Annotated in this window: 11 protein-coding genes; 9 read left to right on the top strand and 2 right to left on the bottom strand. The window is 68.0% G+C overall.

Translation table 11 applies throughout. The features are described from left to right. Positions 1 to 490: 490 nt before the first annotated feature. Positions 491 to 1,057, bottom strand: coding sequence for a CGNR zinc finger domain-containing protein (locus ACZ54P_RS19815; protein ID WP_465463010.1), 567 nt, complete (start codon positions 1,055 to 1,057; stop codon positions 491 to 493). An 81-nt stretch (positions 1,058 to 1,138) separates the two neighbouring features. On the opposite strand from ACZ54P_RS19815, the gene ACZ54P_RS19820 reads away from it, so the two are divergent. Then, the gene (locus ACZ54P_RS19820) at positions 1,139 to 2,293 is read left to right on the top strand and encodes an epoxide hydrolase family protein (RefSeq protein WP_465463011.1); all 1,155 of its coding nucleotides are present in this window, start codon (positions 1,139 to 1,141) and stop codon (positions 2,291 to 2,293) included. A 15-nt stretch (positions 2,294 to 2,308) separates the two neighbouring features. Here ACZ54P_RS19820 and ACZ54P_RS19825 read toward each other — a convergent pair whose 3' ends face one another. Then, positions 2,309 to 3,316 (bottom strand): hydroxyacid dehydrogenase, encoded by a 1,008-nt coding sequence (locus ACZ54P_RS19825; protein ID WP_465463012.1) that lies wholly within the window; start codon positions 3,314 to 3,316, stop codon positions 2,309 to 2,311. A gap of 180 nt (positions 3,317 to 3,496) precedes the next feature. Between ACZ54P_RS19825 and ACZ54P_RS19830 the strand changes: the two genes are divergently transcribed. The 8 genes from ACZ54P_RS19830 to ACZ54P_RS19865 all read left to right on the top strand — a co-directional run bounded on the left by ACZ54P_RS19830 (position 3,497) and on the right by ACZ54P_RS19865 (position 11,921). Further along, the gene (locus tag ACZ54P_RS19830; RefSeq protein WP_465463013.1) at positions 3,497 to 4,825 is read left to right on the top strand and encodes a sugar ABC transporter substrate-binding protein; all 1,329 of its coding nucleotides are present in this window, start codon (positions 3,497 to 3,499) and stop codon (positions 4,823 to 4,825) included. Continuing rightward, positions 4,822 to 5,778: a carbohydrate ABC transporter permease gene (locus ACZ54P_RS19835; protein WP_465463014.1), complete on the top strand. Its 957-nt coding sequence runs from the start codon at positions 4,822 to 4,824 to the stop codon at positions 5,776 to 5,778. Before ACZ54P_RS19830 ends, ACZ54P_RS19835 begins: the two co-directional genes overlap by 4 nt. Next, positions 5,775 to 6,641: a carbohydrate ABC transporter permease gene (locus ACZ54P_RS19840; protein ID WP_465463015.1), complete on the top strand. Its 867-nt coding sequence runs from the start codon at positions 5,775 to 5,777 to the stop codon at positions 6,639 to 6,641. The genes ACZ54P_RS19835 and ACZ54P_RS19840 overlap by 4 nt, the downstream gene beginning before the upstream one ends. A 27-nt stretch (positions 6,642 to 6,668) precedes the next feature. Further along, positions 6,669 to 7,970: an alpha-L-fucosidase gene (locus tag ACZ54P_RS19845; RefSeq protein ID WP_465463016.1), complete on the top strand. Its 1,302-nt coding sequence runs from the start codon at positions 6,669 to 6,671 to the stop codon at positions 7,968 to 7,970. Between the two features lie 13 nt (positions 7,971 to 7,983). Then, positions 7,984 to 9,426: a chondroitinase-B domain-containing protein gene (locus ACZ54P_RS19850; protein WP_465463017.1), complete on the top strand. Its 1,443-nt coding sequence runs from the start codon at positions 7,984 to 7,986 to the stop codon at positions 9,424 to 9,426. A gap of 67 nt (positions 9,427 to 9,493) precedes the next feature. Next, on the top strand, positions 9,494 to 10,534 hold the full coding sequence (locus tag ACZ54P_RS19855) for a LacI family DNA-binding transcriptional regulator (RefSeq protein WP_465463018.1): 1,041 nt from the start codon (positions 9,494 to 9,496) through the stop codon (positions 10,532 to 10,534). Beyond that, positions 10,531 to 11,292: a sugar phosphate isomerase/epimerase family protein gene (locus ACZ54P_RS19860; protein ID WP_465463019.1), complete on the top strand. Its 762-nt coding sequence runs from the start codon at positions 10,531 to 10,533 to the stop codon at positions 11,290 to 11,292. The genes ACZ54P_RS19855 and ACZ54P_RS19860 overlap by 4 nt, the downstream gene beginning before the upstream one ends. Further along, positions 11,289 to 11,921, top strand: a complete 633-nt coding sequence (locus ACZ54P_RS19865; protein ID WP_465463020.1) for an SGNH/GDSL hydrolase family protein — start codon at positions 11,289 to 11,291, stop codon at positions 11,919 to 11,921. The genes ACZ54P_RS19860 and ACZ54P_RS19865 overlap by 4 nt, the downstream gene beginning before the upstream one ends. Positions 11,922 to 11,934 lie beyond the last annotated feature (13 nt).

Consider the following 11,934-nt stretch of genomic DNA (forward strand, 5'->3'; position numbering starts at 1 on the left):
GGCGCTGCCTGGCCTGTTGCCGTTCCTTGGCGACGGTCCGGAGCGAAGCCGGTCACGCTGCCCTGCGACCATCGCCGTTTCACGGCAACGACCCGGAATGGCCGGGTCTCAAAGGCGGTACCGCTACCGTTCCGCCTTGTCCCCGTTTCGCGCCAACACGCCAGCCGGTCACCTTGCGAAGCCGTCCACACCACCGCCGCCGCCCGATTCGGTTGCCGTTCTTCGGCAACGGCGCTGCCTGGCCTGTTGCCGTTCCTTGGCGACGGTCCGGAGCGAAGCCGGTCACGCTGCCCTGCGACCATCGCCGTTTCACGGCAACGACCCGAAATGGCCGGGTCACAAAGGCGGTACCCTTGCCGCCGTTTCGCACCAATAGGCCAGCCGGCCACGTCCCCAAGCCGGCGTCACCATTGCCCGAACCCGTTGCCGTTCCCTGGCGACAAAGCACCTCGCCAAAGAAACCGTACGACCTCCGAGCCCAGCGACGCACTCACAGAGACCTCTGCCGCTGATTGGCCTTGAACCGTGCCTTCTTCTGCCGGTTCCCGCACGTGTTCATGTCGCACCATTTGCGGGAGCGGCTTTGGCTGGTGTCGAAGAAGGCGGCTTGGCAGGTCGGCGATGCGCACAAGGCCAGCTTTCCGTCGCGTTCGCCGGAGATGATGCTGACCGCGTCGGCGGCGATCACGCTGAGGGCGTCTTCCACGCGGGAGGCCGGGCCGAGCTGCCATCGTCGCTTGCCTTCGGGCGTCAGGACGGCCGCGGCCCGGCCCTGGGTGCTGCGATCGTTGATGACTTGGACCGCGGAAGCGGGGAGCGCGGCCTGGAGCGCGGCCGCGGTCGCCGCGGCGTGAATCGACTCCCTCAGTTCCTGGGCGAGTTCGAGCTGGGCGGTGGTGCAGGAGTCCACGGCGAGACCGTTCACCGCCAGCCAGTCGCCGAGTCGGTGCGGCGTGGGAATGCGTTCCACGGCGTCACCACGACGCTCTGTCAGGGTCGCGGTGAAGCTGGTCGCCAGCACGGTGCCAAGGCGGAAGTCGGGAAACCCATCAGCCATGGAACCACCTTAGCCGGTTGCACCCCGACCTGAAGTCCTGCTAGAACCGTCTTAGCCGGTTCCGCGATGACAGGAGGTCTCATGTCCAGCGACGTACGCCCCTTCGAAGCCCACGCACCTGACGCCGACCTCGAGAATTTGCGTGCGCGCTTGGCCGCGGCGCGGCTCCCGGAAGCCGAGACGGTCGAGCACCGATGGGGCCAGGGCGTTCCTCTCGCCGACCTCGTCGATGTCGTCGACTACTGGCGCACGGGGTACGACTGGCGGTCCTTCGAGAAGCGCCTCGACCGGATCGGCCAATTCCGCACGACCATCGACGGTCTGGGAATCCACTTCCTCCACCGCCGGTCAGCGCGCGCGGATGCCGTGCCCCTGGTCTTGACGCACGGCTGGCCGGGCAGCATCGCCGAATTCATCGATGTGGTGGACGAGCTGGCGGACCCGAAGGACGCGGGCGCGCCGGCGTTCCACGTCGTGGTCCCCTCGCTGCCGGGCTTCGGGTACAGCGACAAGCCGTCCACCACCGGCTGGGGCACCGAAAAGATCGCGGCCGCGTGGGTGGAGCTGATGAGCAGGCTCGGCTACGACAGGTTCACCGCCCACGGCGGTGACTGGGGAGGCAATATCACCACGGTTCTGGGCGGCCGGTTCCCGGCGAACGTCCTCGGCATCCACACGACGTTCGCGGCGGGGCCACCCGGGCTGACCACGGACGGACTGACGGCGGCCGAGCGCAAGTGGACCGAAGAGACGCACGATTTCTGGCACCATCGCGCGGCGTACGCGAAGCAGCAGGCGACCCGGCCGCAGACCATCGGCTACTCGCTCGTCGACTCACCGGTCGGGCTTCTCGCCTGGATCCTCGACAAGTTCGCCGAGTGGTCCGACACCGAAGACAGCCCGTTCGAGACGATCTCCCGAGACCGTGTCCTCGACGACGTCACCCTGTACTGGCTGACCCGGACCGGCGCGTCGTCGGCTCGCATCTACTACGAAAGTCACAACTCACTCGATCCCGAACTCCGGGTCGACGTGCCGTCGGCGATCACCGTCTATCCCCGCGACATCGAGAAGTATCCGCGCCCGTGGGCGCAGCAGCGGTACCGGCAGATCGTCCGCTGGAGGGCACCCGAAGCCGGGGGCCATTTCCCGTCACTGGAGCTGCCCGCATACTTCGTCAAAGATCTGCAAGAGGGGCTCGCGGCAGTGCTGGCTGCCAGCCGGCACGCGGTATAGGGCGTTATACGACACTCACGCCCGCAGGTGTGCCCGTTCCGGCACAACGGCGTGCTGGAGCGGCTGCCCGAGGACGAACCGCCGGAGTTCCCGCGCGACGAGTTCCCCCATTCGCGCGCGCTCGGCGCCCAGCGCCCCGGCCAGATGCGGGGTGAGCACCACGTTCGGCAGCGCGTACAGCGGCGAGTCCGCCTCGGGCGGTTCGGGCCAGGTGACGTCGAGGATCGCCGTGAGGTCCGGTCGCTCGCTCAGCACCGGGACGACCGACGGCTCGTCGACCACGGCGCCGCGGGCGGTGTTGATCAGGGTCGCGCCGAGGCCCATCGCGGCCACGAGCTTCCCGTTCACCAGCCCCTCGGTCTCCGGCAGCAGCGGCGCGTGCAGGCTGACCACGGCACAGGTGCCGAACAGTTCGTCGAGGTCCACCAGCCGCACGCCGAGCTGCGCGGCGGCCGCGGCGTCGACGACGGGGTCGCTCGCCAGCACCTCGACGTCGAAGCTCCGCAGGTGAGTCGCGACGAGAGCACCGATTTCGCCGAGGCCGAGCAGGCCGACCTTGGAGCGGTACGCCCCGGCGACCCTCGGATCGGGCGGGTAGGCCCGCCGCTCCCGGATCTCGCGGGAGATCCGGTGCACCTGCTTCAGTCCCAAGAGGATCTGGGCCAGGGTGAACTCGGCGACCGGAACGGCGTTCGCGGCCGCCGCGGACACGATCGGGATCTCGCGCGCCCAGAACTCGGGGGTGGTGAGCGGGCGGACCGAGCCGGCGGCGACGAGCACCGCGCGCAGGTCCGACGCCGCTCCAAGCAGGGTGGCGTCGAGGACCGGCGCCCCCCAGCCCGAGAGCAGGATCTCGACCCCGCGCAGCGCCTCCGGGCGCTCGGCAAGCTGCTCGCGGGTGAGCGGCTCACGCAGGTCCACCAGCGCCTTGATCTCGTCGCGGACAGCCTCGGGATAAACATCGTCACGACGGCGTTCCTCCATCACGAGGAGTGCCGTCGGCCGGTGTCGCAGCTCTGTCATTCCTACCTCCGACGGCACCATACATCGGATGCTTAACCCGGCCCAAGAGCGGCGAGCCCTACGCCGAGGCAAAGTCGGCCGATTGAAATTCGTAATCATCGGACCATTGACCCCGGGTCAGGAAAGCGCTTACCGTCCCTGCGGAGTAGACGGCGTGGTCCACAGTGAACAGGAGAAGCGATGCGGAAATCGCGGTGGATCGGCGTGGGACTCACTGTCTCAGCGCTGGTTCTTTCGGGCTGCTCGGCAGGCCCCGCAGGCACGAACGTCGCGCAGGACACCAAGGCCCCACTGGAGCTGTGGACCCGGACGACCCCCGGCGGTGCCGGTGAGCAGGCCACGAAGCGGCTCGCGGAAGCCTTCGAGAAGGCCACCGGGTTCAAGGTGCAGGTCACCGCGATCTTCGACGACTTCGAGACGAAGCTGGCGCAGCGCGCCGCCCAGCGCGACCTGCCGGACATCGTGATGAACGACGTCACGCAGGTCGGCACCCTGAAGAGCCAGGGTCTCGTGCGTGAGGTCGAACAGGGCAAGATCAAGCACGCCGCCGAGCTGACCGAGCAGGCGTTGAAGTCCAACCAGACCCCGGACGGCAAGCTGTACGGCCTGCCCTACAGCGCGCAGGCTTCGGCGCTGCTGATCCGCAAGGACTGGCGGGAGAAGCTCGGCAAGAGCGTCCCGCAGAGCTGGCCCGAACTGGTCGACCTCGCCAAGGCCTTCACCACCGGCGACCCCGACGGCAACGGCAAGAACGACACCGCCGGGCTGAACGCGACGCTGTCGACGAAGCGTGGCTACGCCTCCTGGTACTTCTCCAACTTCCTGTGGGCCGGCGGCGGTGACTTCATCACCGAGGCGGGCGGCGGCAAGTACAAGCCGTCGATGAGCACCCCCGAATCGGTGGCCGCGGTGCAGTGGTTCCGCGACCTCGGCTGCAAGGACAACGTGATCCAGCCCGGTTCGGTCACCATGCCGACCCCGGCGACCAACGAGACGTTCGAAGCGGGCAAGGCCGGGATGTACGTCGTCGGCCCGTACCTGCTGCCGCGGTTCGACAAGGCGCTCGGCAAGGACAAGTACGAGGTCGTCCCGATGCCGAAGGGCGCCAAGAACGCGGACGTGCTCGCCGAGGGGCTGTCGATCTACATGATGGCCGGTTCGCCGAACCAGGCCGGGCAGGACGCCTTCGGTGACTTCGCGATCTCGGTCGAAGGCCAGAAGATCGGCATGGAGGGTGACACCGCTTTCATCGTCCAGCTCCCGGTGAACAAGAACGTCGACATCACCCAGGTCCGCCCGGACCCGCGTTGGAAGACCTACGCCGAGATCTACGCCAAGTCCGGCCACTACGCGCCGTCCATCCCGAACTGGACGCCCGTCCGCCAGGACACCGCCGACACGGTCAGCGCGCTCGTCGCCGACTGCAAGCTCGACACCAAGGCTGAACTGGCCAAACTCGACACCAAGCTCACCGCGACCTTGCAGCAACAGGGGATCAGCGCGTCATGACCGTAGATCACGCCAAGCCGGCGGCCGCCGGCGCGGAGCGTCCCGCCACCCGGCGGGCACCCGCGCCGAAGGCCCGCAGGCGCAGCGACCGCGACGGGAAGTGGTGGACGCCGTGGCTGTTCCTGGCCCCCGCCCTAATCCTGTTCGTGTACTTCAAGTTCATCCCGATGATCACCGCGGTGACGATGTCCTTCCAGGACGTCCAGCCGTACCTGGGCAACCAGTGGGTCGGCGGGCAGAACTACGGCACCGTCCTCGGTGACGAAGCGTTCCACTCCGCCATCTGGCACACCGTGATCATCGCGGTCGGGCAGACGGTCGGGTCGATGGTCATCGGCCTCGCGCTCGCCCTGCTGATGGAGGGCCAGAGCAAGCGGCTGAAGTTCCTGCGCTCGGCGGCGTTCCTGCCGGTGGTCGTGCCGATCGCGGTGGTCGCCGAACTCTGGCGGATCATGTACCACCCGACCGAGGACGGGATGCTGAACTCCATCCTCGGCATGGTCGGGCTGGGACCGTCGGGCTTCATCAACGATCCCGACACGTCGATGGTCTCGGTCATCGTCACCGGTATCTGGCGCGGCGCGCCGTACGACATGATGATCTTCCTCGCGGGCCTGGCCGGTATCGATCGTGGGCTCTACGAAGCGGCCACTGTGGACGGTGCTTCCCGCTGGCGCAAGATCCTCCACGTGACGCTGCCTGGCCTGCGGTCGGTGTTTTCGATCCTGTTCGTCCTCGCGGCGATCCGCGGCCTCCGCGTGTTCACCGAGGTGTTCCTGCTGACCAACGGCGGGCCGAACGGCTCGACGGAAGTCGCGATGACCCTGATCTACAAACTCGGCCTGGAACAGAACCGGCTGGGCGTCGGCGCGGCGGGAGCGGTCCTGCTGTTCCTCGCGACGCTCGTGCTGACCCTGTTCGTCCAGGTGCTCCGACGGAGGCGAGACGCATGACCGCGGCCAACGATTCGGCACTCGGCCTCGACGCCGTCAAGTCGCCGGGCGGACGGATCCTGAAGTTCGTCCTGTACGCCCTGCTGCTCCTGGTCTTCGCCGGACCACTGCTGGCCCTGCTGGTCAGCGCGTTCAACGACGTCTCCGATCCGACGGCGCTGAGCGTCGTGCCGTCGAGTCCCACCCTGGACAACTTCGGCATCGCCTTCGACCTCGGTGTCGGGAAGTACCTGCTCAACTCGTTCCTGGTGGTCGGTTTCGGCCTGCTGCTTCAGGTCATCGTCTCGGTGCTGGCCGGCTACGCGTTGGCGCGCAAGAAGTTCCGGTTCATGACGCTGGTGCTGGTCGCGATCCTGGCGACCCTGATGCTGCCGGAGGAGATCCTCGCGATCCCGCTGTCGCTGATCCTGTCGGACCTGCCGGTGGTGCACTTCAACCTGATCGGCAGCCTGGCCGGGATGATCGTGCCGCTGGGCGCGTGGGCCTTCTCGATCCTGGTGATGACCGAGTTCATGAAGGACGTCCCCCGCGAACTCGAAGAGGCCGCGCGGATCGACGGAGCCGGAGATCTGCGGATCTTCGCGCAGATCATCCTCCCGATGTGCAAGCCCGCGCTCGGCGTGATCGGCGTCTTCGGCTTCACGATGATCTGGGACCAGTATCTGCTGCCGCTGCTGGTGTCGACCGACGCGTCGACCTACACCCTGCCGCTGGCCCTGCGGACACTGCGGATCGACACGAACGTCACGCCGGGCGTGATCATGGCCGCGTCGCTGCTGGCGCTGCTCCCCTCGGTCGCCGCGTTCCTCTTCTTCCAGCGTTCGTTCGTCCGCGGGCTCGCCTCGGGCGCGCTCAAGGGCTGACCGAGACAATCAAGGAGCGATCCTGAAGTGAGTTCCACCGCCTGGTTCACCCACGACCGGTTCGGGATGTTCGTCCACTGGGGACTGTATTCGCTGGCCGCCCGGCACGAATGGGTGCAGAACCGCGAAAAACTGACCGACGAGCAGTACCGCGTCTACTTCGACCACTTCGAGCCGGACAAGTACGACCCGCTGTCCTGGGCACGGGCCGCGAAGACCGCGGGCATGACCTACGTCGTGCTCACCACCAAGCACCACGACGGTTTCTGCCTGTGGGACAGCGATCTCACCGACTTCAAGGTCACGAACACCCCTTACGGCAAGGATCTGCTCGGCCCGTTCGTCGACGCCTGCCGCGAAGAGGGCCTCAAGGTCGGCTTCTATCACTCGCTGATCGACTGGCACCATCCCGCTTTCCCCGTCGACGGCACCCATCCCCGTCGCGACGACGCCGAGTACATCGCCGCGCACCAGTACGCCGACATCGCCGAGTACCAGCTCTATCTGCACGGCCAGGTCCGCGAACTGCTCACCCGCTTCGGCAAGATCGACTACCTGTTCTTCGATTTCTCCTACCAGGGCCGCAAGGAATGGTGGGGCGGCAAGGGACCGGACGACTGGGACTCCCCCGCCCTGCTCGCGATGGTCCGCGAACTGCAGCCCGGCATCCTCGTCAACGACCGCACCGGCATTCCCGGCGACTTCATCACCCCGGAGCAGTACCAGCCGTCCGGCCCGATGACCCGTGACGGCGTCCCCGTGGTGTGGGAAGCCTGCCAGACGCTGAACGGCAGCTGGGGTTACGACCGCGACAACCTCGACTACAAGAGCCCGGAACTGCTCATCCGGATGTTGGTCGACGGCGTGTCCAAAGACGGCAACCTGCTGCTCAACGTCGGACCGAACGGCCGGGGCGAGATCGACCCGCGAGCGCTCGACGTGCTCGCCGAACTCGGCCGCTGGATGGACCGGCACGAACGCGCCATCCGCGGCTGCGGTCCCGCCGAGTTCACCGCGCCCGCGGACGGCCGCTACACCCAGCGCGGCGATCGGCTCTACCTGCATCTCTTCAGCTGGCCGATGAACCACGTCCACCTGCCCGGGATGGCCGGGCGGGTGCGCTACGCCCAGCTGCTCGACGACGCGTCGGAAATCCGGCAGGTGCACACCGATCCCGGGCAGACCGCGCAGAACACCCAGATGGGCGGGCAGCCGGCAGGCACGCTCACCCTCAAACTCCCCATCCGGAAACCGGACACCCCGGTCCCGGTGATCGAACTGTTTTTGCACGCAGAGAGCCCCGCCGCCGAAACCCTCCCCACCGATTGAGCACGGAGGCATCATGGATCGCAGAAGGTTCCTCAGCGGCGCCACCCTCGGCGCCGCGCTGGTCACCGTCCCCTGGGTCACAGCCGGGACAGCGTCGGCCAAACCGAAGGGGCTGTGCGCCCTGAACGTCAGTTCGCTGACCGAACTGCAGAACGCGATCAACCAGGCGGGGCCCGGCGCGGTCATCACCGTGAACAACGGCACGTACACCGTGCCGACGGGCAAACCGATCAGCATCAAGGGCAGGCGCGGCACCAAGGACCAGCCGATCACCATCGTCGCCCAGTCTCGCGGTGGCGTGACGCTCAACGGTGAACAGAGCTTCGTCTTCGACGACGCAACCGGTGTCACGATCAGCGGGTTCAAGTTCCGCCAGAGCACCACGCTGGAGATCCCGGCGAACTGTTCCCGGATCCGCCTGACCCGCAACGATCTCCAGTTCGCCGACCTCCCGGACCTGCACTGGGTGATGGTCCGCGCCGACTACAGCAAGATCGACCGCAACCACTTCCACCACAAGACGACGCTCGGCGTCATGCTCTGCATCGAGGGCGCGGACGAAGAGAAGATGGCGACGGGTGTCGAGGTCTTCCGGAACTACTTCTCCGACCACACCTTCGCCGGCGACAACGGCGGCGAGCCGATCCGGCTCGGCGTCAGCCCGCGTGCGCTCACCACCGCCGGTGCCAAGATCGAGTTCAACCTCTTCGAACGCGCGAACGGCGACCCGGAGGCGATCTCGGTCAAGTCGTCGGGCAACTTCATCCGCAACAACACCATCCGGAACAGCCGGGGCGGCATCGTGCTGCGCCACGGGAACAAGTCCGTCGTCGAAGCCAACTTCATCCTCGGCGGCAAGGAAGGCATCCGGATCTACGGCAACGACCACAAGATCCTCAACAACTACGTCGCCGGAGTTTCCGGCAACGCGCTGGTCGTCGGCAGCGGCTCCGTCCGGGACCACTTCCCGGGTGAATCCAAGGAATCACGGCGCGGAAACGACGCGGCGGACCGCGTGCTCATCGCGCACAACACGCTGCTGAACAACAGCGGCACGCTGTCGGGCGAGACCAAACGGACGATCGAACCGCGCGACTGCACGATCTCCGACAACATCTTCGTCGGCAGCAACGAGGACCTGGTCGCGATGAGCACCACGGGCAACTTCACCTGGTCCGGCAACATCCTGTGGGGTGCGGGCGGGAACGGCAACATCCCGGCGGGCACCTTCCGCCGGGTCGACCCGAAGCTCGTACAGGGCAGCGACGGCATCTCGCGGCTCGCCGCGGGCAGCCCCGCGATCGACGCGGCGACCCTGTCGACCGCGCCGGTCACGGTGGACATCGACGGTCAGGCCCGCGGCAGCCAGCGTGACGTCGGTGCCGACGAGTACTCGACGGCCGCGATCGCCAACCGCCCGCTCACCACCGCGGACGTCGGACCCGGCGCTCCGTAGCGAAACCGGGCTCACGCCGGCGTCCGTCCTCGCCGGCGTGAGCCCACCGCACCACCGAGGAGGAACCATGCCGCAGCGCGCCGCGGGTTCGGTCACCTTGGCCGATGTCGCCCGTGAGGCGGGAGTGTCGCTCGCGACGGCGTCGAGGGCGCTCAACGGTGGCACCAGACAGGTCAGCGGTGGCCTGCGGGAATCGGTGCTGCGGGCCGCGGAACGGCTGCGGTACACCACGAACGTGCCCGCGCAGGCGATGGCGCGCGGTCGCGGCAACGTCGTGGGCCTGCTGGTGCACGACATCGTCGACCCGTACTTCTCCTCGATCGCCTCCGGTGTGATGCGCGTGGCCGCCCGGCACGGGCTGACGGTCACCATCGCCAGCACGGAAAACCGGCCGGAGAAGGAACTCGAATACGTCACGACGTTGCGCGGGCAACGGGCACGCGCGGTCATCCTGGCCGGTTCGCGGAACGAAGACAGTGCCCTGCAACGGAATCTGACCAAGGAACTCAAGGCCTTCGAGGCCGCCGACGGCCGGGTCGTGGTGATCGGGCAGCGGAAACTGCCGTTCGACACCGTCATGCTGGAGAACCGGCCGGGTGCGGCGGCACTCGGCGAGCGGCTCGCCGAAGTCGGGCACCGCGACTTCCGTGTGCTCGCCGGACCGCCGGGGCTGCTGACCTCCCGCGATCGCGTGCTGGGCTTCCGCGACGGGCTCGCGCGCCACGGCGCCTCCCTGCCCCCGCACCACGTCCTGCACGCCGAGTTCACCCGCGACGGCGGACACGCGGCGATGGTGCGGGCATTGGAAGGCGGCTTCCGGCACGGCTGTGTCTTCGCGGTCAACGACGTGATGGCCGTCGGCGCGATGGCCGCCTGCCGCGACCGGGGGCTGGAGGTGCCGTCACCCATCGCGGTCGCGGGATTCGACGACATCATCACCTTGCGCGACATCAGGCCTTCGCTGTCCACTGTGCGCGTCCCGATCGAAACAATGGGCGAACAGGCACTCGACTTCGTCCTCGCCGACCGCGCGGACAGCCCTCGCGTCCGCCCGGTCACCGGCGAGGTCGTGCTGCGGGAAAGTACTCAACTGCTGGAGGAACGATGATCCGCCCGGGACTGTGTTCGGTGACGCTGCGGCGGCTGGACGCCGACGAGGTCGCCCGCCGTGCCGCGGAAGCGGGGCTGCGGGTGATCGAATGGGGCGCCGACGTCCACGTGCGCCCTGGCGACGACTGGGCCGCCGACCGCGCGCTCGAAGCCATGGCACGGCACGGACTGACCTGCGATTCCTACGGTTCCTATTTCCGCGCCACCCCGGTGGAAACCGGGAAGTTCGGCGACATCGCCGCGACCGCGGTCCGGCTCGGTGCCACCAGGATCCGGGTGTGGGCGGGCAAAGCGGGCTCGGCGGACGTCGACCCCGACGAGCGGGAGCAGGTCGTCGCCGGGCTCCGCGAGGCCGCCGACGTCGCGCACGAACACGGCCTGGAAGTCACGCTGGAGTTTCACGGCGGGACACTCACCGACACCGCCGAATCGACCGTCCAGCTGCTCGAAGAGGTCGGCCGCGACAATTTCGGCACCTACTGGCAACCACCGCAGGATCTGCCGGACGAGCCCGCTCTCGCGGGACTGAAGCTGGTCATCGACCGGGTTCGCGCGGTGCACGTCTTCTCGTGGTGGCCCAGCAACGAACGGCATCCGCTGAACTTCCGGGCGGAGCTGTGGACGCGGGCGTTCGGCTTGCTCGCGAAGACCGGGCGGCCGCTCGACGCGCTGCTGGAATTCGTCCCGGACAACGATCCGGCCCTGCTCCCCGGTGAGGCCGACTCCCTCCGCAAGCTGATCGAGGCGGGCGCGTGAGGTTCACCGGTACCGACCGGCTGCTGTTCGCCGGCGACTCGATCACCGATTCCAGCCGCGACCGCACCGATCCGGCGTCGCTCGGCAAGGGTTACGTCCGGCAGATCGCGGATTGCTTGCCCGGCGGGCCGGTGGTGCTCAACAAGGGCCTCAACGGAAACCGCATCTACGACCTGGAAGCCCGTTGGACCACCGACGTCCTCGCGGAACGGCCCACGGTGCTGACCGTGAAGATCGGCATCAACGACACGTGGCGGACCTTCGACCGCGGCCTGCCGAGCCCGATCGACAAGTTCCGCGCCGCCTACCGACGTCTGCTGGCCAGTGCGCGGCAGCACCTCCCGGCGGAGTTGTACGTCATCACGCCGTTCCTGCTGCCGGTCGAACCGGAACAGCAGGAGTGGCTCGACGATCTGGCGCCTCGGATCGAGGTCGCGCTGGAGGTCGCCACCGAATTCGGCGCGCGGCTGGTGCGCGCGGACGTGTTCATGCCGCGGGCGGCGGAAGAGCACGGGGCGGCGACGCTCGCGCCGGACGGCGTCCACCCCAGCCCGCTCGGTCACCGGCTGCTCGCCGAGGCCTGGCTGGCGACGGCCGGTGCGCCGGTCGAGGAGGTTCACCGGCCTTAGCCGATACAGTGGC

Source organism: Amycolatopsis sp. NPDC034160, from assembly GCF_055575355.1.

Coding starts and splice junctions, on each gene's coding strand:
- ACZ54P_RS19820 (WP_465463011.1), top strand. CDS start 1,139: ATGTCCAGCGACGTACGCCCCTTCGAAGCCCACGCACCTGACGCCGAC.
- ACZ54P_RS19860 (WP_465463019.1), top strand. CDS start 10,531: ATGATCCGCCCGGGACTGTGTTCGGTGACGCTGCGGCGGCTGGACGCC.
- ACZ54P_RS19825 (WP_465463012.1), bottom strand. CDS start 3,316: ATGACAGAGCTGCGACACCGGCCGACGGCACTCCTCGTGATGGAGGAA.
- ACZ54P_RS19840 (WP_465463015.1), top strand. CDS start 5,775: ATGACCGCGGCCAACGATTCGGCACTCGGCCTCGACGCCGTCAAGTCG.
- ACZ54P_RS19830 (WP_465463013.1), top strand. CDS start 3,497: ATGCGGAAATCGCGGTGGATCGGCGTGGGACTCACTGTCTCAGCGCTG.
- ACZ54P_RS19850 (WP_465463017.1), top strand. CDS start 7,984: ATGGATCGCAGAAGGTTCCTCAGCGGCGCCACCCTCGGCGCCGCGCTG.
- ACZ54P_RS19835 (WP_465463014.1), top strand. CDS start 4,822: ATGACCGTAGATCACGCCAAGCCGGCGGCCGCCGGCGCGGAGCGTCCC.
- ACZ54P_RS19815 (WP_465463010.1), bottom strand. CDS start 1,057: ATGGCTGATGGGTTTCCCGACTTCCGCCTTGGCACCGTGCTGGCGACC.
- ACZ54P_RS19855 (WP_465463018.1), top strand. CDS start 9,494: ATGCCGCAGCGCGCCGCGGGTTCGGTCACCTTGGCCGATGTCGCCCGT.